Source organism: Stieleria neptunia (genome assembly GCF_007754155.1).
Taxonomy (GTDB): domain Bacteria; phylum Planctomycetota; class Planctomycetia; order Pirellulales; family Pirellulaceae; genus Stieleria; species Stieleria neptunia.
In genome coordinates this window covers 3,009,274-3,031,857 of sequence record NZ_CP037423.1, presented here as the reverse complement: position 1 = coordinate 3,031,857, position 22,584 = coordinate 3,009,274, and the positions used below count along the sequence as shown (strand labels likewise).

The 22,584-nt window shown below is 59.4% G+C and carries 13 protein-coding genes and 1 pseudogene; 5 read left to right on the top strand and 9 right to left on the bottom strand.

Going from position 1 to position 22,584, the window contains the following annotated elements; all coding sequences use genetic code 11:
- Positions 1 to 62 precede the first annotated feature (62 nt).
- Together Enr13x_RS10645 and Enr13x_RS39535 are read right to left on the bottom strand one after the other, a co-directional pair.
- Positions 63 to 6,851, bottom strand: coding sequence for a DUF4347 domain-containing protein (locus tag Enr13x_RS10645; RefSeq protein WP_145386040.1), 6,789 nt, complete (start codon positions 6,849 to 6,851; stop codon positions 63 to 65).
- Between the two features lie 349 nt (positions 6,852 to 7,200).
- A pseudogene (locus Enr13x_RS39535) lies at positions 7,201 to 7,664 on the bottom strand (hypothetical protein).
- On the opposite strand from Enr13x_RS39535, the gene Enr13x_RS10635 reads away from it, so the two are divergent.
- Positions 7,621 to 8,880 (top strand): M16 family metallopeptidase, encoded by a 1,260-nt coding sequence (locus Enr13x_RS10635; protein ID WP_145386039.1) that lies wholly within the window; start codon positions 7,621 to 7,623, stop codon positions 8,878 to 8,880. The pseudogene Enr13x_RS39535 and the gene Enr13x_RS10635 sit on opposite strands and share 44 nt — an antisense overlap.
- Positions 8,881 to 8,971: 91 nt before the next feature.
- Here the strand turns inward: Enr13x_RS10635 and Enr13x_RS37855 are convergent, their stop codons facing one another.
- On the bottom strand, positions 8,972 to 9,112 hold the full coding sequence (locus tag Enr13x_RS37855; RefSeq protein ID WP_197455937.1) for a hypothetical protein: 141 nt from the start codon (positions 9,110 to 9,112) through the stop codon (positions 8,972 to 8,974).
- Positions 9,113 to 9,225: 113 nt separating this feature from the next.
- On the bottom strand, positions 9,226 to 9,411 hold the full coding sequence (locus Enr13x_RS10630; RefSeq protein ID WP_145386038.1) for a hypothetical protein: 186 nt from the start codon (positions 9,409 to 9,411) through the stop codon (positions 9,226 to 9,228).
- Between the two features lie 179 nt (positions 9,412 to 9,590).
- Here Enr13x_RS10630 and Enr13x_RS10625 point away from each other — a divergent pair, with 179 nt between their 5' ends.
- Complete coding sequence (locus Enr13x_RS10625; protein ID WP_145386037.1) at positions 9,591 to 10,061, top strand: hypothetical protein; 471 nt, start codon at positions 9,591 to 9,593, stop codon at positions 10,059 to 10,061.
- 147 nt (positions 10,062 to 10,208) lie between these two features.
- The gene (locus Enr13x_RS10620) at positions 10,209 to 10,964 is read left to right on the top strand and encodes a hypothetical protein (protein ID WP_145386036.1); all 756 of its coding nucleotides are present in this window, start codon (positions 10,209 to 10,211) and stop codon (positions 10,962 to 10,964) included.
- A 238-nt stretch (positions 10,965 to 11,202) separates the two neighbouring features.
- On the opposite strand, the gene Enr13x_RS10615 is transcribed toward Enr13x_RS10620, so the two are convergent.
- The 4 genes from Enr13x_RS10615 to Enr13x_RS10600 form a co-directional block, all read right to left on the bottom strand.
- Positions 11,203 to 13,095 (bottom strand): outer membrane protein assembly factor BamB family protein, encoded by a 1,893-nt coding sequence (locus Enr13x_RS10615; RefSeq protein WP_145386035.1) that lies wholly within the window; start codon positions 13,093 to 13,095, stop codon positions 11,203 to 11,205.
- Positions 13,096 to 13,430: 335 nt separating this feature from the next.
- Complete coding sequence (locus Enr13x_RS10610) at positions 13,431 to 15,713, bottom strand: serine/threonine-protein kinase (RefSeq protein WP_145386034.1); 2,283 nt, start codon at positions 15,711 to 15,713, stop codon at positions 13,431 to 13,433.
- Positions 15,714 to 16,371: 658 nt separating this feature from the next.
- Complete coding sequence (locus Enr13x_RS10605; RefSeq protein WP_231744200.1) at positions 16,372 to 16,941, bottom strand: ECF-type sigma factor; 570 nt, start codon at positions 16,939 to 16,941, stop codon at positions 16,372 to 16,374.
- A gap of 36 nt (positions 16,942 to 16,977) precedes the next feature.
- On the bottom strand, positions 16,978 to 17,631 hold the full coding sequence (locus Enr13x_RS10600; RefSeq protein ID WP_145386032.1) for a class I SAM-dependent methyltransferase: 654 nt from the start codon (positions 17,629 to 17,631) through the stop codon (positions 16,978 to 16,980).
- Between the two features lie 186 nt (positions 17,632 to 17,817).
- Here Enr13x_RS10600 and Enr13x_RS10595 point away from each other — a divergent pair, with 186 nt between their 5' ends.
- Together Enr13x_RS10595 and Enr13x_RS10590 are read left to right on the top strand one after the other, a co-directional pair.
- Positions 17,818 to 18,777: a hypothetical protein gene (locus Enr13x_RS10595; protein WP_197455936.1), complete on the top strand. Its 960-nt coding sequence runs from the start codon at positions 17,818 to 17,820 to the stop codon at positions 18,775 to 18,777.
- 136 nt (positions 18,778 to 18,913) lie between these two features.
- Positions 18,914 to 20,764 (top strand): hypothetical protein, encoded by a 1,851-nt coding sequence (locus Enr13x_RS10590; protein WP_231744199.1) that lies wholly within the window; start codon positions 18,914 to 18,916, stop codon positions 20,762 to 20,764.
- Between the two features lie 713 nt (positions 20,765 to 21,477).
- On the opposite strand, the gene Enr13x_RS10585 is transcribed toward Enr13x_RS10590, so the two are convergent.
- On the bottom strand, positions 21,478 to 22,488 hold the full coding sequence (locus Enr13x_RS10585) for a protein-tyrosine phosphatase family protein (protein ID WP_197455935.1): 1,011 nt from the start codon (positions 22,486 to 22,488) through the stop codon (positions 21,478 to 21,480).
- Positions 22,489 to 22,584 lie beyond the last annotated feature (96 nt).

Here is a 22,584-nt window from a genome sequence, read left to right as displayed (position 1 = left end):
ACTTTCAATCGTTCCGTCATTCCGCCATCCAGCCCCCCTTTCTCAACGATCCAATCGGCTGCTCAGACCGTCGCTGATCTGCTAGCCGAAGCTTCCACCTCTGACTCTGCCGACTCGGCGTTATTCCGTTCGCTTTCACTTTTGTCGAGCATCTCGGCGAGCGAGTCGTCGTCGGTCTCGTCCTCGTCATCTAGCCCGTCGAGTACCAGCAGCGGATCGACGAAGCTCCAAGCCGGCAGGTGCGCCAATAGGCTGGTGGCCAACAGACCACCGCGGACCGTCCACACGACGTAACCCACTGAAAGAGCACTTGAGACGCCCGCGAAGGAGCCGGCAAAGACGTAGGGCGTGTTATAGCCGTCATTGATTTCGTCTTGCATGTCTTCCATGTCGCTCCACAGCAGTTGGCTATCGAATCGCTCAATCCCAAGCGCCGAGCCGTTCGATCGTATCGGGTCCGATCGACGCATTCGACCTGAGTTACCATTTTGCGTCGCGTCCGAACCACGGCTTTCGTCGTTCCGCTGCGCGGATTCGGTCAGCTCTGCCGGCCGCTGCGGCATCACACTGATGACAAAAATCTCGTCGGTGTTGGTTTGCACCACGCCTCGCCCCATGACGACCAACGGCGCGTCCGGGTTTGAACCACTTGTGGTCACTTGAGTGTACGTTTCTTCCACCGGCTCTGTTTCCTCGTCGCTTTCTTCTTCGGCCCGCGGTTCTTCGGGGACTTTCTCGGGCTCCGGTTCAGCGTTCGCACTGGCAAGGTCGGCCGGATTGATCGGCAACAGAACCTTGATCACCACCGTCGCGGGTGCGCTCGTCGCGGCCCCATCGGTGACGGCATACGAAAAGGTGACGAATCCGGAGAATGAGGCGACCGGAGTGAATTGAAAGGATCCGTCAGCCCCCAATGTTAACGTTCCTGACGAAGGCCCGCTGACGGGAACGACGCTGATCGCGTTTCCGTCGACGTCAAAATCGTTCGCCAACAATCCGCCAGCCCCGACGGTCAACTTGCTGTCCGGATTCATCGTGAATTGATCTTTCACCGCAACCGGCGCGTCGTTGACGCTCAGGATGTTGATGTTGACCGTCTCGGTGGTCGAAACGATCAAATCGCTCGCGTTGAGTGAAAGCGTGTCGACGCCGTTAACATTCGGGTTGCCCAGATACGTCAGCCCATTGGCTGCGGCCAGCGTTGTGTTCAACTGGGCGAGTGTCGCGGTGACGGTTACCGACGAACTGCCGTTGCCGACAATATCCGACGCGGTGACACCACTGGCGACGGTAGTGTCCAACGCCAAGGTTCCACGAGCGACATTCATCGAGAATTGCATCATCCCCGCACCGATGTCGGGATCGCTAATGCTGATCCCATTGATCGACCAGGGCGTGTCTTCTGAGGGCGTCTGCGTTCCCGGCACGTTGATCGTTGGGGCAGAGTTGATCGAGGTGACGCTGATCGTCGCGGTCGCCACGTTGCTGGCGGAAATCCCATCGTTGGCGACGATGTCGATCACGCGTGCCGTCGTGTTGGGTGCGACCGATGTGTTGAGGTAGCGAATCGATCGTAACACTTGCTGATAATTGGCGACCGAATCGGTTCCCGACAGCGTCAGAGTTCCACCAGCGTAGGAGGCGGTGATACTGGTTCCTGAAGTGTCGGCGGACAAGGATTCACTGCTCCCGTCCGACGGGTTGGTCAGGGTCGCCGTCAATGAAGTCAAACTCGCCGAGTCGGCGTCATTGAGGTTGGCGTCTGAGAAATCACTGATTCGCACGGCGCCGCCACCTTCGACGAAGGATGCCTGGAATCCTGTGCCGCTTGTGCCGCTCGAATCGTTGGCATCCAGATCCAGGGTGGGGGCGTTGTTGGTCGCGGTGATCGACACGCTGGCCGTCGCGATGTTACTGTTGGCCGCGCCGTCATTGGCGACGAATTGAATCACCCGCGTCGTCGTGTTGGGAACCAACGAGGCGTTGTGATACCGCACCGTCCGCAACACCTGTTGATAGTTCGCAACCGAATCGACTCCCGTCAGCGTCAGCGTTCCGGTCAGATAGGTCGCTGAGATCGAGGTCCCGCTCGTGTCGGCACTCAGCGATTCGGCGACGCCGCCGAGCAAATTGGTGATGGTGACGGTCAATGACGAGAGGTTGCCGCTGTCCAAGTCGCTCAGGTCTGCATCCAGGGAGTCAGCGATCAGCACGGCGCCGCCGCCTTCGATGAATGTCACGTTAAAGTCGGCGCCGGTCGCACCGCTGGAATCGTTGCCATCCAGGTCCAGAACAGGGGCCGTGTTGGTTGCACTGACGCCTACGATTGCGGTCCCTGTATTGCTATTGGCGGATCCATCGTTGGCGACGAACTGAATGACACGCGTGGACGGGTTGGGCGCTGCGGATACGTTGTTGTACCGAATGGTCCGAAGAACTTGTTGGTAATTGGCAACGCTGTCGGAACCTGAAAGCGACAGGACGCCCCCGGAGAAACTGGCCCCGATGCTGGTTCCCGTCGTGTCGGCGGTCAAGGATTCTGCAACCCCGTCAAGCACGTTGGTGATCGTGACGACGAGCGAGGTCAGATTGGTGGAGTCGACGTCCGTCAGGACAGCGTCGGCCGCATCGGCGATCAGGACCGCTCCGCCACCTTCGACGAAGGTTGCCCCAAAGTCCGCACCGCCTTGGCCGCTGGAATCATTTGCGTCCAAGTCCAACGCAGGGGCGTCATTGGTCGCCGTGACGGTGAGATTGGAGACGATTCCGGTATTCGCCGTTCCGTCGCCGACGGAAATACTTAGCACGCGAGTCGTCGTATTGGGAGTTTGGGACAGATTTTCGTAGCGAATCGTTCGCAAGACTTGTTGGTAGTTGGCGACCGAGTCGGAGTTGGTCAGCGACAGCACGCCGGCGGCGTAACTGCCGAGGATGCTGGTTCCGGTGGTGTCAAACGTCAGCACTTCATCGGCACCGTCTTGGAGGTTGGTGATGGTGACGGTTAACGACATCAGATTGGCGTTGTCGACATCATCGATGACGGCGTCAGCCAGGTCGGCGATCCGCACCGCCCCAGCCCCTTCGATGAACGCGGCGTTGTAGCCCGACCCGACGGCCCCGCTCGAGTCGTCGGCATCCAAATCGATGTCGGGGGCATCGTTTTGGGCCGTGACGTTCAGCTGAATCAGTCCGTCGGCGGGCCCGGCTGCGACGGCGTCTTCGATGTGAACGGTGATCTGCGAGTTGACGTCGTTGTCGGTGGCCGGGGTGAAGGCCACGGCTGCCAGGGCGGCGTTGACGTCGGTGACCGTTCCGCTGACCTGCCAGACGCCCGTTCCCGTGACGTAGGTGCTGGTCGATGATCCGAATGTCCCCGTCGTCAGCGTCCCCGTGGCGGGCAAGTTCAACGTCAAGGTGGCCGTGATCGTTTCCCCGCCGTCGGGATCGGACACCACAATGTCATCAATCGCGACGGTCGAATCGTCTTCGGTGTAGCCGATCGTCTGGCTCATGTTTGTCGCCAGCGGAGCGACATTGCTGGTCACAACGGTGACTTGGTGCGCCGGCGTGAACGTCAGTTTGTCGGTCAGCGTCAGTCCGTCGCTGCTGGAAACAATTGTATCGATGTAGATTCCCGCGCTGTCGTATCGAATCAGTTCCGCTTGGTCACTGCTGACGACATACAGATTGCCATCGGCCCCCCAACGGATTCCGCCGGGACCGTCAAGACCTCCCAGTCCGCTGGTGACAAAGGTTCCCAAGGACGCGCCGCTCGCCCCGTCATACTTCAGCACCGCGTTGCTATTGGCCGAGCCGATATACAGATGTCCGTCGGGGCCGAAATCGAATCCCCGCGGGCCATTAAGCCCTCCGGCGCCGGCGGTCACAAACGCGTCCATGAACGCGCCAGTCGTTCCGTTGTAGCGAAGAATGTTATCGGAAAAGTCACTTGCCACATACAGATTTCCGTCCGGACCGAACATCAAATCGCTCGGCCGATCCATGCCTCCCAGCCCCGCAGTGACAAACACATCGATGAACGCGCCTGTCGTACCGTCGTAGCGAAGGACCTGGTCGGTCGATCGGCTGGCGACATAGAGATTGCCGTCGGGACCAAAGGCTAGTCCCGTGGGATGGTTGAGCCCGCCGCTGCCCGAGGCGACGAATTCACTGACAAACGCCCCCGAGTCGGGATCATAGCGTCGGACGTTGTCGGAGAATTTCCCGACCACGTAGAGAAGCCCGTCGGGACCGATCTCAACCCCGCCGCCGCCCTGAAGCGCCGGCGAACTGCCGATCACGGTTTCGTATGCGCCGGTCGAAGCATCGTAGCGATAGACCGGGTTCGAATTGTTGGTCGTCAGAAACAGATCGCCGGACATCCAAGTCCCATCCTCGTCGGTCGCCGAGACCAGAATATTGTGCGTCAGCCCGGCAACGGTGAAGGTGTGCGTCACGCTGGTCGTCGAACCTGCATACACAATATTCGTACCATCACCCCAATCGACGCGCCATTGAGTCAGCGTGTCATCGCCGGGATCCGTCGCCGCCAGATTCAACGTGTACGTGGCGTTTTGAAGGACACTCGCATTGCCCGTCGCCGACAAGACCGGCGCGGTGTTTTGCACGGTGACGGTTGTGGTCTGGGTCACGATTCCGCCGCGGCCGTCATCGACACGTAGACCGATCGTGTGTGTACCATTGTCGTCGATTCCGAATCCGGCGAGCGTTGCCCAATTGACCACCGCAGTCGCGGTCAAGGGCTCGTTGGTTTCGCCAAAGACTCCGTCGTTGTCCAAATCCCAAGCGTAGGACAACGTGTCGCCGTCAGCGTCCGAGGAGTTGGAACCATCCAGTGAAAGCGAGTCGCCTTCGTTGATCGTGTACGGTGCACCGGCGGTCAAGTCAGCCACGGGAGGCGTGTTGGCTCCGGTCGTCCCGTATTGGCGAAGAAAAATGCCGGAGCCGTCTTCGTGCCCGACTTGGTCACCTTTGCCACTCCACGCAACCACGAAATTGTTAAGGTCGTGCATCGCCACCGATGCGTTTTCCTGCGTCTGGCCTCCCGTCACACTGGCCTGCAGCTCGCCAGAGATCGAGACATTGGAAGAATTGTAGGTTCTGTAAAAAACCCCCACGCCATTCTGGTCCGCCGCCGTGTAGCTAATGATGTAATTCCCGGCCTCATCCATACTGATCGAGGGCTCTACACTTTGAGTCGTCCAACTCACATCATCGGGGGTGGACATGACGTCGTCGTCTTGAATCAGACGCTGCCAAATCCCTTCGTCCCCCGCCTTGTTTTCGCGATACGCGATGACGTAGTTGTCACTGGGCATCACAGCGACCGCAACCTGGCTCCCGTTCGAGCCGGCAACATTCAGATCCAGTTTGCTCGCCACCGCAGTCCCCGAACCATATTCATACTTGCGACCGTAAAGGTCGGCGCCGTCCTTCCAAACAACCACAAATCGGCCACCATCATTGATGTCGATTGCGGCGTCCGTCGCGGTGGCAACCGTATCAACGGTCAGTAAGGTCGTTGCCAGTTGATCGCCGACCGGTGTGGATGTGAAATCAAAGTTCCGGGCGTAGATGCCTTCTGATGCTCCGTCACTTTCCCATGAGATCACAATCTGGTTCGAACGGTTGCTCGCAATCGAGGCGTTGGTTTGATTCCCCGATTCCTGTCCCGCGTTGACCAAGATGTCCGCGCTGTCGATCGCCGTTCCGGATGCATCAAACCGCCGGACATAAATGCCCGTTCCATCCGCGTCGGAGGAAACGAAGGCGATGGCAAAACGTCCGGTGCCATCGGCCGCGACAACCGGAAGTGTCTGATCACCGGGGGTATTGACGTTGACTTGAAACTCGACGCCCAGTTTTGTACCCGAGGGGTCGAATCGCTGGGCCATCACCACCGTACCGCTTCCGTCATAGGCGGCATCGACCCAGGCGACGATCGTATTGCCCAGACCATCGACTGCAACGGCTTGATGGGAGTTGTAAAGCGTTTGAACGCCCGTCGTTGTTGAGTTAACGAGCAGTTCGCTGGTTGGTGAAATCTCCGGCGTCGTCAATAATCCCATCCAACTGGATTCAGCAAAGTCACTCAGCAACACACTCGATTCGATGTTGCCTGCACGAAATTCCAGATCCCAGTCTCCGCCCAGCGATGCATGTCCGGTGTCGTCGGTGGACGCTGCCACATCCGCACCGGTTAATGCGGCGAGAGCTTCCAGCATCGCCACGCCCGAGTCCGTTTCTGCCAGCTCGCATCCGTACAACAGCAAATCCGCTTCGCCGCTCAGCGACGCCTGCCAATGGGCAAAGTCGCCGGCGTACCCGGCCAGATTTCCGCCGTCCAGCGTCGCGTTGCCCAGGCGCAGCTTGGCGTCGTTCCCGTGTGACAACAGATGCAGGGCGTCCACGTTCTCGTAGCCGCTCAAAATCTCGCTGATCTGATCGACGCCGTCGCGGGATCCGTCGAGTAAGTAGATTTCCAGATTTGCAAAATCATTGCTCGCGCGAAGGTCATCGATCAGCTGTTGGTGATCCCCGACCCCCGCGTCAACGAAGACCAACTCCAATCGAGATGTCCGTTGTCCGTCATTTGATTCTGATCCGCCGGATGTGGAGGCCGAAGTCGAGGGATTGACTTCGACCACCAACGGTTCCGCCTGCCCTGAGTCCACCTCCACCTCGTCGACAACCGGGGGCGCGATCGGAGTGGCACTAAACAGCAGCCGTTTCTCAAGAACCGCTGCATCGAGTAGGCATTTCCCTGCCCGTTGCGATGAGCGATCGGAATGCGAGGCGCGATGGAGCCAATTTGAAATCGACCAGGGCATGAATCTCGGCTCGACAGGATACGGAAATGCGGTGACCACGCTCTTGAAACGTAGGTCCGATTCACTCTGTCGCGGCGAAAAACAGGGGCCGTGGCTTCGTCAACCATACCGGTCAATCCGCTTGTCTTGGTTTTGGTTCATTTACCAAGGGGCAACCCACCCGCCCAAGGAGTGCGAGTGCCAAGTGGCAAACGAAAGAGGGTCAGGGGAAGATTTCGCGGGAGATGGCAGCATGATTCAGCCTCCGAAAGGATGTCGAATCGTTTTAGCCCGCATCGTATTGCCCCACGCGCCACCTGTTTTCATCGTTCAGCCCCGTATCATTCTGCCACCTTTTTCCTCCATCCGCTCACACGAGGCCGTAGGCCAGCGTCGCGTCGGTGACCTTTTGAAAGCCGGCGAGATTGGCGCCGCGGACATAGCAGGTGTAGCCGTCGACATCTTCATCGGAGGCGCACTTGTCGTGGATTTCAGGCATGATCGTTTTCGACCGACGATCAACCTCTTTGCGCCCCCACGACATTCGCACCGCGTTTTACTTTGCTCCAAACCGGAAACCGCGACGCCGCCGGCATTGGCAGCCTTGGCCGGGCCGAATAAAACGTGGGCATCGAAAGAGACGTGGACACCGGCCAACTCGGCCGGCATGTTCGCGCCTTCGGCAACGGCCTTCACCCCATCCACGATCCATGTCTTTGCTTCGTCGACATTCAATTCGTTCTGCGTCGCGCAAGGCAACGCCACGTCACAGCGAACACCCAAGTAGCGGATGATTGATTTCGAACAGATCACGGGTCCCTCTGGAGTGCCCATCTATTATCAGCGACTTCCGGTCAACACCGTCTCGTTGTCCTGGCTGGTGTTTGTCGGCAGCGCCGATGACGAACCTGCCGGAGGGCACGGGATCTATCATTGGTTCGAACACTTGCCCTCAAGAGGCACGAAGCAGTTTCCCGGCGGCTACCTCGATACCGAAGCGCGACTGGTGCGGCATGGCGGTGACAGCGATGCGGAAACCGGGTCGACCCACACGTGCTTTAGCGCCAACGTCCCGAAACGCGTTTGGCCCCAGGCGATGGAGATTCTCGCCGAGATGGTCGGCCGTCCTTTGCTACGGATCGAAGACGTCGAAGCCGAACGCGAAATCATCCTGCAGGAAATCAGCGAGTGGCACTCCGACCCGTACCACCATTCCCTCTGCCAACTGCCATCGGTGCTGTGGCCCGGTCATCCTCTCGGGCATGACCAGTTGGGCACGGCCGAGCAAATCAAATCGATGGATGCCGGCTTGCTGCAGCGGGCGCACACCGCGGGATACTCGCGCAATCGATCGGCACTGTTTATCGCCGGCGATATTGAACGGTCGCAGCTGATGGATGTGGCGGCACGCTGCCTGGAGCGGATGCCCGCGACGCCGTTGAGCCCCCGACAACGCCCGGCAGAATACGGCACGCTTCCCGTCTGGCAGGCCGGGACCACGACCACGATCGAAACGTCGCACGCCGACTCGGTGGTCTATCTGTTGTTTCCCATCCCGCCGCTGCGTGCCGGCATCGACAACTACCTGCAGTGGGATTTCCTGGACGAGATTTTTTCGGCGGGAGAACTCGGTTCACCGCTCAGCCGTCTGGTCCGCGAAGAAGAGCATCTCGCCTACTCGCCGGAGTTCATCAGCACCACCTACCCGGACGGGGGTTATGCAGGCTTGGTGACCCAAACCGGCGTCGATCCGGCACGCGTGTTGAAGGCGTTTTGGCGGCTGATCCGCAGCCCAGAAATTCGCTCCGATCAATGGCTCGATTATGTCCGCGACACGATTCGCGGGCGGATCGAAATGCACGACCCGAATGCAACCGAGTACACCGAAGAAGGGGCCGCGTCGCTGATTCACTACGGCCGCTGTCTGCCCGATGCCGAGTACTCGGCGAAAATGCTCAGCTACACCGATCGCCAGGTCAAACAGTGGCTCGAACAGCTTGTCCCGGAGGCCGCCCATGCGATCGTGTTTCAGGGCCAGGGCGACGACTGACCGGTAAAAAAACAGCCGGGACCGAAGCCCCGGCTGCGTCATTCCAGCCCGAATCATTGCCGTCCGTGTTGATCGGGGCGCGGAGGAATGGCTACTTCTTACCTTTCTTTCCCTTGCCTTTCTTGCCTTTACCCTTCTTGCCCTTTTTACCCTTCGACTTTTTGCCTTTGGACTTCTTACCCTTGGCTTTCTTGTCCTTCTTTCCTTTGCCCTTTTTACCTTTTCCGGCCACGGTACGATCTCCCAAAACGAGTTTGCCGCGAGCTCCTGCTCACGGACCTTGCCGTGCCGACGAGAACGTCCCGCCGACACCTCCATCCCACTGACCGATCAAATATCAACGCGTCACGTCTTTTTCGAGAGCTGCCGCTTGGCTTCGTGAACGAGCACCCGCCGCGCCCAATTGCTGAGCGAGCGATCGTCGTTTTCGCTCGCCAATTCGAGCAGCTCTAACTCCTTTTCCGTCACGCGCAGATTGATCCTCTCGGTGAGTTTCTTGGTCGGTTTCTGTTTGCTTTTTTGTTTCGCCATGCGGTTGCTCTGAGTTTCACTTCTAAACATACCCTGTATGACAACCGCAGTCAACGTCAGACGGCCGGTCGGCGTGTCGAACCATCAACGGCGATGCCGAATGGCTCGATCTTTTGCTAAGATTTTTCAACCGATGCCCGAGGCGCGGGCATGACCAACGATCCTCCCCACGATTCATCATGAAACACGTCACCATCCTCTGCCTGCTCGCCGTCGCAGGGCCGTGCGGAACATCACCCGCCGAAGTGCCTGCGATCTCTTTCCAGGACTCCGACGCCACCCAATCCTCTCCCGAAGCGCTCGCCGAAGTGCAGGGCAAGTGGGTCCGAACCGTCGAGGCCAAGGGGGGCACATACACGATTACCAAGGCACACAGCGGTCACGAGACGACGCTCACGATCACGGACGCCGATGACCGGGTCGTCGAGTCGAAGACATCGGAATTTCGTTTGGAAACCACCGGCAAGGTGCGAATCTTCACGTTCTTCAACAACACGTTCACTGCCGGGGCGAATCGGGGCCGCACGGTAAAGGCGCCGCAGTCCTACATCTATCGTGTGACCGACGACAGATTTATCGAAGTCCGGGGCATGCTGATCGCCGACGAGAGCAAGCCCGCGGTCGTCACGTGGAAACGCGTGAAGGAATGAGGTCTCAAACGGGTGCGTCCATGCGTCACGCTGGGGGTTTTCCTTACCGGTCGTCCGATTGACCGTTCAACGCGACGAGCTAGTGTTGCTTGCCGAGCATCGGTTTGGGTGCCCGGGTTTTCCCCCAGCCGCACCAACACGACAGCCATGAATCACCCGACGCCGACCGACTGCGATCCGACTCCCTACGCCACTCCCATGGCAGTCGACGTGGCGGCCAAACCGCGACGCAACTGGGTCCTGATCACCTTGACGGTCCTCTTTGTGGGCCCGATCGCACTGATGGTCGCAATCGTCTTCTTGCTGGCGTTCGTTGCGGCCCTCGGCGGACCGGTGGATCATGAGCAAGCGTCGATCCCGGCGGAAGCCACGCTGATGTCGTCGCAATCAACAGTTGTGGCTGCCGACGGTCTCGGGCATTCGGACATCCCGCCGAATGCGATTCGATTTAATGGACAGATTTTTACTCTGAAATTTGCGAACGCAGACGAATCAACGCAAACGCTGCATGAATACGTTCCCGAAGGTGAAACGCTGGATCGCTGGAGCAAGATGATCGCCTTTCTCGACCAACCGATCGATGCCGAGCCGATTGCGATGGCACGGGCCATGGCCGATTCACTGTTGGAGAACAACCCGCAGGCACCTTACTCGATCTGGGACTACGGGGATGGCTTGCGGTGCGGCATCGACTTCGCGACGTGGCAAGGCGACATCGCCGAATTCAATGTCTTCGTTCTCGCCCGATCGCCCAACGGCAAGCGGATCGTCAGCTCTCAGTACGCCGAGCGAGCCTACGGGGACCAGATGAAACCGTTTCTGGACGGTTTGCCCGAGCGTCGTCTCGACCTGATCCTGCAAGCTTCAACGATCCGGATTCCTGGATTTGCCGGGAACCGGTGAGGGCGGCAGCGAAAGTAGAGCCATCGTTTTGACGGCTTGATCCGTCAGATCGATCAGGGAAAGATTGGCAAAACGATGGTGGCAAAACGATCTCAGCCAGCCATCGTCTTGCCCCCATCGTCTTGCCCCCATCGTGCATCTGACACTCCAATCAAAGGCGTTCGGAGTCGTCGCCTTTTCATCGGACTAAGACAGCGGTTGAAAGGGACGTTTTCCAAGCCTCGTTGCTAACGGTTCGCTACTCCGCCCGGACGTCGTAGCAGAGCAACAGTCCTTGGTCGCGGATGTAGAGCTTGCCATTGGCGACAATCGGGTGCGCCCAGGCCTTCGCGCTGCTGCGGTCGGGTTGATCGAAGCGGCCACGTTCAACGAGTCCGTCGCGCGATGGCTCGATCAGCAGCATCTCTCCATCGTCTTCGCCGCGCAGGTAAAGCCGTCCGTCGGCCAGCAGCAAGGAACCCTTGGGGCCTTTGCGATCTCGCCATAGCAAGTCGCCGGTTTGAAAGTCCAGGCAGGACATGACCCCGCCCCCGTTTCCTCCGTTCGCTCCGTACAGACATCCATCCACCACGATCATTCCGCCATGGTGGTTTTGCATTCTGGTCGTGAAGTAGACTTCCTCGGCGGTGATCTCTCCGCCGGCGCCTTTCACCAACTTCACGGCACCGCCACCGGCCCCGTAGGCGGACGCCGCGAACAGCAAACCGTCATGATAGATCGGTGTGGAACAGTTGATGCCCATCGCGTTGGCTGGTGCATCGTATTGCCAAAGCACCGTACCATCGCTGGCCGAGACGCCGATGAGTGACTTGGCGGTCAGTTGAACGTATTGTCGTTGGCCTTCGAAATCGATGGCGATCGCCGACGAGTATGCCGCTCCCGAGCGAGCACCGCCGAAACCACCGAATCCGCCACGTCCACCGCGTCCACCGAAACCACCGCGTCCGCCACCCCCAGCCGGACGACCGCCTCCGAAACTGAATGATCCCGGGTTGGTTTGGCCATCGGCGAACCCTTGATCGGCCAACCAGGTTTGTCCCTTTGCATCCGTCCAGGGCGTCGACCGGCCGGCGTTGATCCGAATGGTCTCGATCGACTTCGCCCCGATACCCTGCGGAACGATCTCAATCGCCTTGATCGCAGGATTCTCGACCTGTCGCGTGAACGTGATGTTCAACTCACCGTCAGTCACCTCGACAGGAACCGACTCGATGTACGCCTTGCGAGGACCGCCGGCTTTCTCCCAGATGTCAAAGTCTTTGAACGCCTTTTCCTCGACATTGAAGGTGAAGACGCGTTGGCCGGCATCGGTGATGCCGTTGTACGTCTCGGCGAAGTAGAGCTTGGCGAGATAGTTTCCGCTGGGAACCTTGTAAGCAAAACCGGTCATCCCCCAATGCTCGCTCTGGAACAACTCCGCATGCTCCGATCCGGTGATTTCCGGAGCGGATCCGCGTTGGGGGGATGCCTCACGACTTGGGGGATCACTCTGTGCGTCTGCCTGTACGTCTGCGGATTCACCGGGCATCTGGCTCTTCCAAATCGTCTCTCCCGTCGTTTTGTTCAGTGCGACGATCATCGCATCGGAGGCACCCGGCGTGCAGATCACTTGGTCGCCGTCGACGAGTGGTGATTCGCGGTAACTCCACATCGGCAAGACACCGCCGAAATCGTCGACGAGACTTCGTTGCCAAAGGACACTTCCGTCTCGCGTCTTCACGCAAGCGACACGTCCGCTCATGCCGATCACGTACAACCGATCGCCGTCCACCGACGGAGTGCATCCCGGACCTTCTTTCGACTGGGGCACGCGCTGTTCAATCGCGTCACCCAACGACGTGAACCAGAGTTCCTGGCCGTCTTTTTCGGAGCGTGCCCAGACGATTTCTTTGCCGTCCCGATTGCTCATCCCGAAAAGTCGGCCGCCTGCGACCGCTGGCGCACTGTCACCGCCGCCGAGCCCGTCGACTCGCCAAGCCAACGCCGGCCCGCCGTCGGGCCATTGCTGCAACAATGCCTCTTCGTTCGAGATCGAATTTCGATCCGGCCCTTGCCACTGGGGCCAATCGGCGGCGAAACCGATGACACCGGAGCAAAGAAGGAGCAGACCGGCAAGGTACAGTTTGATCATGGTTTCAGTTTCCAGGGGAGGAGGTTTGGAGAAAGTCTCGTTCGGACCGAGCGGTTTGATCCGAGCACCGCGGAATCCAAGGCGATCCAGCGAAACCATTTGCAAGAATTCATCTTTCGTTTCATTTCTGGCATCCACCGACAGGTCTGCCGGCCGAGCCTCGCTGGGCGTGGTGTCTCCAATGGGGTGAAAGATCCAGTGCGGCTTCCGTTTCCGACTTCGTCGAAAGGTTCACAATGGATCAGGCTTCAAGCCTCTATCTAATGAATGCGTAAACCACGCTCACCCGGGGCCAGACAAAACGTTGCAGAAGTGTCGACGGCCGGGCGACGGCTTCAACCTGAAACGCGTTCATCGGCAAATCGCTCCATCTGCCGGAGTCGTGGGTCATTCGCCGGTGTATGCCCCTTCACGACGATACTCGCCTCGCGGTGATGGAGCAGAAACTCGATCCAATCAATCCATGGGATGGAGGGTACGCCCTTGGCTTGGCTGACACTTTCATCCAGCAGTCGGTCCAGCAGTGCCTGCGATTGCTCGAACGAGCGGACGGCCCCCTCGGCGTTGCCCGTTCGGTGGTGAGCAATCGCAAGCAGGGGATCGGCGATTCCACGTCCAAGCCAATTTGCCTGATTCGATTCCTCCAACCGCTGCAGAGCACGCTGATGATTTCCGGCTCGCAGATGCGCCCAGCCGGCGACGTATAGATTCACCCCGTAGAACATCTCGGCGTATTTGCGTCGCCTCCGATCCGATTCATGAGTTACATCGGAGTCGTCGGGTCTACGGATGGCCGCGAGCATCCGTTCGACACGATCAGCCAACTCAGCGGCCGCGGGTGCGGTCGTTTCACCGGCCAGCTGCCCGCGGACCATCACCGCCATCGGATCGTTCTTGCCAAAGCGTCGAAGTTCTTCGCACAATTTCTCGTAGGCAGCCGTTTCACCGGCGAAGAACAAGAGTTGTGGAACGCCCGACAGTTCAGCCTGTTCGATCGGGCAGCCGATTTCGACGGCTTGGGCGTAATCAGCCGCGGCAGCATTCCAGCGTCCCAGTTTCGCGTTCAATCCGCCTCGCTCCAGCCAGACCAGAAAGTACTTTGGCAAAACGTCCGTCGCTTTGGTGTACGCCTGATAGGCCTCGGGCCAACGTTGGGCGTCGGCGTTGGCTCGCCCCGACGCCAGCAGGACGGTGGTTGAATTGAGCCGATCGTTGAACCGTTCCAATTCAAGCCGAGCAGCGTTGGCCACTTGTTCGGCCGCACGTGCTTCTTCCAATGCAACTTCTTTCTCGTCGCGTTCCTGGATCGCCGCGTGCGCTTGCCAGACGCTGACCGCAGTTCCAAGCATCAAGGCGCAGGCGACGAGCGAAGCGGTCGAAATGACGACCTTGTTTCGCCGTGCAAATTTGGAAAACCGGTACAACGTCGACGGCGGACGAGCGTCGACAGGCTGGTCGCTGAGAAATCGCGAAACGTCCTCCGCCATCGCGCCGGCGGTCGAATAACGCCGGTTTCGATCCTTGTCCATCGCCTTCATCACGATCCAATCGAGATCGCGTTTCATCGCAGACGAAAGCGTCGCCGGGTCCAGCCGACGATTGACGGCGATGGTACTGGCCAATTCGTTGTTCAGTGTACTCAGACGCGTGCTGGGACGTGGCGGATCCTCTTCGCGAATGATCCGACGCAACTCATCAAACCCCGCACTTTGCAAACGGTCGGGGGCAAACGGCGTGGCCCCGGTCAGCACCTCATAGAGCAACACGCCGAGCGAATAAATGTCACTCCGCGTGTCAATGTCGTCGGTACTCATCGCCGCCTGCTCGGGACTCATGTACGCCGGCGTACCAACCATCGACGCAAACCGGGTGTAAATCGTTTTGACGGTCAAACTCTGGCCGATCGCTTTGGCAACGCCAAAATCGATGACCTTTGCCAACGGCCGTCCGTCCTGCAGCGTCACGAGAATGTTGGAAGGCTTCAAATCCCGGTGAATGATTCCTTTCTGGTGGGCATGCTGCACGGCATGGCAGATCGTCACGAACAGCTCCAGCCGCTCCGACATGTTCAGCTGGTGGTGGTCGCAAAACTCGATCAACGGGACGCCGCGCACCAGTTCCATGACGAAATAAGGTTGGGCCGTCTCGGTGACACCGGCCTCAAACACCCGGGCGATATTGGGATGATCCATCAATGCAATGGCCTGCCGCTCGGCTTCAAAGCGGGCGAGGACTTCACGGGACTCCATCCCCGGCTTGATGATCTTCAACGCAACGCGCCGCCGGACGGGTGCCTGCTGTTGAGCGACAAAGACCAACCCAAATCCGCCTTCGCCGATTCGCTCCATCAGCTTGTAAGGCCCCACCAGTGTTCCGGGGGCAAACCGTGTCGCGCCGGCGCGTCCGTCCCCAGCGGGCAACGCCGTCGGCATCATCGCCGCACCGACCGGGTTGTCGACGGGGTTCTCCTCGCGATCGTTCTCGCGAAGCAACGCGCGAACGGCCGTCAACAGTTGCACGTCGCCGCCACAGGCATGCTCGACGTACGCGGCCCGCTTAGCGGTTGATTCAAACTCCAGGGCATCAAAGAAGATCGATTTTTCGGATGCGACAGCCATGACGTTTCGATCAACGGTGGTGAATTCGGCGGAGGTAGTTGTGTGAAAGCCGACTCGCTGCCCCCCCGGTGAGATCGTGCAGTTTTCAAAGTCACTCTCCCTCTGGGGGTTCTTCGTGGATTTTAATGGCTAATCACTCAGGACCCAGGTTTTTTGAGGCATTGCTGCGATGTCCGAATGGGTGTTGGACGACAACCGCTCGGTTCAAACGCCCCTCCGGCGACGCGGGCCGGTGGAGGGCACGAAGCACCTTCGCCGCATCGCAGACCAGGCGATTCCTAGGCGGGTTGCTCCTCCGCAGAGCCCGTCTCCGCTACAGCTGGCTTCGCCATCAGACCGAACAGAACCATCGGACATCGCAGTCATCCCTCAAAAAACCTTCCCCGAGTATCCGAGAGCAGCCACCAAAATCCGTGAAGCGCCCCCTCTGGGAGGGTCGCGGAGGAGTGTGCGACGACGCGGGGAGGGTTGTTGCGACGCCAAAGTTGAAGGCAACGATGACGCATCAACGTCGGAAGCAATCCCCCTCGCTGCGCTCGTCCCTCCCGCACACGGGAGGGTGACTTTTTAAACGGTCACAACCTCATGCGCAGAGGGTCGGAACCCGACTCGCCCCGTAATGCAATGCGGATTCCGGCATCGTCAGGGGCCACACATTTCACGTTTCCGCGTCCAGATTCAATTCACGACCGAGCCAAGCCCTGGCAAATGCCCAATTTCGTTTGACCGTTCGCGGGGACATGCCGAGGGCATGCGCCGATTCTTCCACCGTCAGCCCGGCGAAGTATCGCAACTGCACCAGTTTGGCCAACTCCGGTTCACATTCGGCCAGCTTTGTCAGGGCTGCATCGAGATCGAGCAACTCGTCGACGTCGGCTGAATCGATGATCGCATCGACTTCCGCGATCTCCAACCGCTCGCGGTCGCCGCCCCGTTTGTGGCTTTGACGTCGGCGAGCGTTATCGATCAGAATTCGACGCATGGCCTCGGCGGCCGCCGCAAAGAAGTGGCCACGATTGTCCCACTGCCGAACATCCTCGTCCCCCACCAGACGCACGTACGCTTCATGGACGAGCGCCGTCGGCTGCAGTGTCTGACCCGCCGGCTCCTTCTCCATCTTGTGGCCCGCCAGCCTGCGCAGTTCGGCATACACCAGCGGCAACAATTCACCTGTCGCTGCGGCGTCTCCTGCTTCGATCTGATTGAGGATTCGGGTAACGTCTGACACGGGAGAAGTTCTTGAGTGGGGCATCTCGGTCGCTCGTCAACCTTTGACGTCCGCGATTGTACCGCCGGGCGATGACCCTGTCCTGCAAATCACCGAGAACCAGGCGAACGGTCCGCCCTCGCTGAACGGGGATTGCTGCGGATCGCGGCGGGTCTCGAATCGGACCTGCCGGATCGACTCGACATGCCAATCTGTGGCGAAGGCGGCGTGGATTTCGTCCCGCGTGATTCGCCGCGGCCCGTCGCCGGGTGGTTCCAGGTCGCTGAAACACATCAGGAACAGTCGGCCGCCCGGCTTCACGACGCTCTCCAGTGCGTCGACGTAGCGCGCGCGGTCCGGGTCGGAGAAGACGTGGAACAAGCCGCAGTCGATCGCCGAGTCAAAGTCTTCGCCCAACTCGTCCAACCGCAGCGCGTCCATCACCATGAAAGTCGCCGGCAGTCCACGCTCCCGTGCCTTTCGATTCGCTTCGGCAATGGGATGCTCGAGAAAGTCGATTCCGGTGGTCGGGTGCCCCCGAGCGGCAAAGAAGAGCGAGTTTTCTCCGGTTCCGCAGCCGACATCGAGTAGTCGGCCGGTGACCTGCTCGGCGGCCTCGACAAAGACCGGTTGCGGTTTGCCAATGTCCCACGGAGCCCTGCCATCGTAGGCTTGTTGAAAGTGCTCTCGTTGGGGAACGTTCTGTGACATCGGTCCTTTCATTCGAGTACGGTTCAGTCGAGTACGGTCCTTGCGTTGAGTCAGCCGTGACGCGTCAACGGCCGGGCATGCTGGCGTTGCCCATGGCCCGCGACCCCGCGGCTCACGGTTGCCCCCACAGATCCGGCTCCACTCGACAGACCGTCGGCGGCTTCCGAGACCACCCTAAGATTTATTTTGGACAAACAATTAGAATCACCTCCCAGTTACTATCGTAACGTCTCTCACACGTACAGCGTCTCGCCCGGGTCGAATGTGAACGAATCGAACCAACACCGCCTACCGATCGTCTGCCTCCGCTTGGGTGCGTTTCTGTGTTTTGCCGGCTGGACTTGGGTGCACTTTTATTGGGAAGGCCCGTATGGCGTGCTGCTCTGGCAGGACGCCACCTACGACCTCGCCACGCGACTGGGACTCTCTTGGGACGAATTTGTCGGCACGGGGGCCGACGACGGTTTCGTGCAGAAATGGATCGCCCGGATCTGGTGGCTGTACTTGGCATGCACGCTGTTGACGATCACGGTTCGCAAAACGTCCTGGGTGCAATTGTCCGGACTGGTACTCGGTAGCGGGCTACTGACCTTGCTCAGTTACGCCAGCTACGTCGCCGCGCAACGGCAACTGCCAATGTTCATCGAACACGGGGGCCAGATGTTGATTCCGACGGTGCTGGTGATGGCACTCGCCCTCGGGGCCAGCCACCGGGTCACGGTCATCACGGCGGTCATTGCATTGATCATGACCTTTGCCGGTCACGGCTGTTACGCGATCGGATTTTGGCCGACGCCGGGGAACTTTTATGCCATGACGACGTTGATCCTAGGCGCCGAATATTCCACCGCCCAGATGCTGTTGCGAACCGCCGGCGTGCTCGATTTTCTGGTCTGCATCGGAATCTGCATTCCCTACGTGCGTCGCGCCAGTGCCTTGTACGCATCGGTTTGGGGATTCCTGACCGCCATCGCACGCCCCGTCGCAGGCATGTCCTGGGGGCTCAACTATTGGGGGGCCGATCAATTCCTGCACGAAACCGCTCTCCGGGCGCCGCACTTCGCCATCCCCCTGTTTCTGTTTTTCTTGTGGCGAAAACCGGGCGAGAAGAATGTCTCCCCAAGGTCGGCAGAGGGTGACCGCTGAGTTACACTAGGCTCTCTCCCTAAAGTCCTGCGAGCGAAAGGGGGTCAGGAGTCAATAGTGCGAAGCACCCGTAGGGCCGCTTGCGGCTATTGACTCCTGACCCCGTTTTCGCGGTTCCCGATTGATAGGCAATTGAATGAATCGACAACGATACACACGAGCCGGGCTCTGTTGCCTGGCGTTGCTGCTGGCCGTGACTCCGGCACTCGCTCAACAGAACAACCAGCGCCGGCCACGCCGCGCGATCCTGGAGATCCCCGAAGTCGAACGCAGCGAGGTGATTTGTTTTGCGCTCTACACGGTTCACGACAACACGCTCAAGCTGACCGCCCAGCTCTATCCGCTCCAGTCGGGCGAGAGCCGAACCGTTCGGCTAGAAATCGAAAAAGACGGCGACTGGGTCGAAGTCGATCGAACCAACGTGATTGAACCCGGCTGGACGGCGCCCTTTCGAGTCGAAAACTGGGACGACACGCAAGCGTTCAAGTACCGGGTTTTGCATGGGCCCGCAGCGAACTACGAAGGCGTCATCCGCAAAAACCCCGTGGACAAGGACGAAATCGTCGTCGTCGGCTTTACCGGCAACTCGATTCAACCGGCCCATGGCGGCGACATCTCACGCCAAGACCTGATCGACAACGTTCAAAAAGTCGACGCCGACGTGCTGTTCTTCTCCGGCGACCAGGTTTACGACCACAACAAACATTTGGCCGCCTGGTTGAAGTTCGGACGTGACTTCGGGGCAATCATCAAGGATCGTCCGACGCTCTGCCTGCCCGATGACCATGACGTCGGCCAGCCCAACCTGTGGGGCGAAAGCGGAAAGATCTCCACGATCAGCGGCAACGCCGACGGCGGTTACCGCCAGCCCGGGATCTATGTCCAAGAAGTCGAACGCGCCCAAACCAGCCATTTCCCCGATCCGGTGGACCCGCTCAAAATCGGCCAGGGCATCGGCGTCTACTTCACCAATTTGAACTGGGGCAAGATCGACTTTGCCATTCTGGAAGACCGCAAATTCAAAACCGGTCCGGCCGGCCGAGTGCCCAAGCAGGGACCGCGTCCCGACCACATCCGCAATCCCGAGTACGATCCCGCCAGCGTCGACGTCGACGGTGCGATCCTGTTGGGTCAGCGACAATTGGATTTCCTGGATGACTGGGCCCAGGACTGGCAAGACGCGAACATGAAAGTCGCCCTGTCGCAAACCATCTTCTGCGGCGGTGCACACATCCACGGCAGCGCCAACGGTCGATTGCATGCCGACATGGATTCCAACGGCTGGCCGCAAACCGGACGAAACCGCGCCTTGAAATCACTTCGCAAAGCGTTCGCGTTCCACTACGCCGGCGATCAACACCTGGCCACGATCTTTCATCACGGCATCGACGAACATCGAGACGCCATCTGGTCGTTCTGTGTTCCCTCGATCGCCAATCTTTATCTGCGCTGGTGGGAACCGCTGGTACCGGGTCAGAACCGCGAACCGGGCAGCCCGGAATACACCGGAGACCATCTCGATGGCTTTGCCAACAAGGTCACCAACTACGCGGCGGCTAATCCTGAAAAAATGCCGGCAGGCAACGTGCTCAACACACGATCGGCCGGATTCGGCATCGTACGTCTGAACACGAAAACGCGTCAGATCACGATGGAATGTTGGCCGCGCAATGTCGACGTGACCGATCCGTCGGCGAAACAGTACCCCGGCTGGCCGCGGACGATCTCGCAATTCGACAACTACAATCCGCCGTCCTGGGGAACGCTCGGAGAATTGACCTTTGATGTCGATTCACCCGTCGTCCAGCTTGTCGATTCAGACAGCGACGAGATCCTGTATACGGTTCGCATTGCCGGAAAGACCTTTGTCCCGGCCGCTCCCCAGGGCAAATCGTTCATCATCAAGGCCGGCAAAGACGCACCTGAAACGATCGTCGCCAAAGACGCGAAAGTGGGCGGCGCCGCGCAGTCGGTCAGCTTGAAGTAGTCACGTGACCGTACGGAAGGAAAGCGCTGTGAAGCATTCTTTCCCCTGTGTTTGACGAGGTTTTAGCTTAAAAGGTGTTAGCGGAACGGCGGAAGCCCAATACCGCTAAATCGAGAAGCGAACATGAATCACCCTGGCTCCCCTCTCCCCCGATTCCTGACGAGCCTAAGCGAGTCAGGAATTGGGGGAGAGGGGTTGGGGGTGAGGGGGATTCTTCTGTGCGCCGTTGCCGGATTGCGGCAACGAGACGCTCTCGAACCCCGGTTGGATCTGGCGACACAGCAAAAATCAACGGTGTATCGCCCTATCGGATACTCATGTCGAAACTTTTCTGCGGCGCAACCACGATTTCGCATCTTCTGCTAGACCGAGTTTTCAGATTCATTCGACCGGCCGCGCTGTTCACGAACAAACTCGGTTGCCTTGTGATTGCTTCGTCGTTTCGTCATGCGGATTCCCCCTCACCCCCAGCCCCTCTCCCCCAAACAAGCCTCTCGTCGTCGCAACGTATTGGCATACAAAAATCACTTGACGCCCATGATCTATCTGAATCAACGAAGAGGCTTGTTCGGGGGAGAGGGGGGCCCTTTTGGAGTAAGTCACTTCTCGATTTAGCGGTATTGGGCTCGCGCCCTACCGCTAACGAAAAACTCCGCGTTTGGCGTCAAAGTAGGAGGCATTGAGCAGGCGCGCCGGACGCCCCAAGCTCCGCTTCATTTCTCACTCAGCGGCACGTCACGGAACTGCCGGTGACAGGCCTTGCAGTTGGCAGAGATCGCTGCCGCGTGGCGTTGCACGGACTCCGGCGGCGGCGCGTCGGCCGCAGGAGAAGTCGCCGCCCAGGCCCGCAAGGCAACTTCCAGTGCCTCGGCGGCTTGCTCGGAATCACGCAACGATTGCCGAAACGCGTCCGGTTCCCCCAGCACCTCCTCGCTGCGAAGCAATTCGGTGAAGTGCTCGCGCATCAACAACGCCTGATGAGCCGGATGTAGATCAGGATGATCCGGCGGCGACCGCCACCCCGCCTCCGCGATCAGTTTCAAATGGTCATGCGTGTGGCCCATCGCCACCATGGCTTCCGCCATCGGCGGGACCTCGACCGACTCGGGAAAGTCCACGCTCAGCTCGTCCAGCAAGGCGGATTCAAGTGGTGTCACGACGCTTGCCGATTCGTACAGTCCGCGATAATGATGACTGGTTCCGGCGAGTTTCAGAATCGCCACGCTCTCGGATGGCGGAATCAACCCCGCCGCCACACAGGCGACACTCGCCGCCGCGGGACTGCGATGCTTTCCGTGATGACAGTGGATGTAGATCGTTCCCTCGAACTCCCGGACGGCCTTTGCCAATTCCTTCACGCGCCCGTCCGGGACGCCATCGTACCCATGCGGCAGATGGACATAGCGCAAGCCGTACTTTTTAGCGGTCTCGACGTCGGGCTTCATGCCATCGACGCTGATCACGGTCTTCACCCCGAGCGACTGCAACTCTTTAAAGGCCTTCTCTCCATCGGGCAACCCGCCGGAAATCACCTTCGGATGCACCTGGATCGGATTCGGCAGATGCCGGGCATCGATTCTTCGTGGTGGAGTTTTCCGTTGGGCGTCCGGCGATGCGGTCGCGGTCCTACCCGGATCGTTGCCGCCAAACTCAACGCCCCGCTGCGAACAGCCTGGAAACAGGAACAGGCAAACCGAACACCAGCCAACTGCACAAAAGCTCACTGCGATCGAATACCGGGCAAACAAACCCGATGCAATGGTCCGGTGCATACTCAAACGTCTCGATTCAAGTTGATTGGGGCGGTACAGCACCGATTG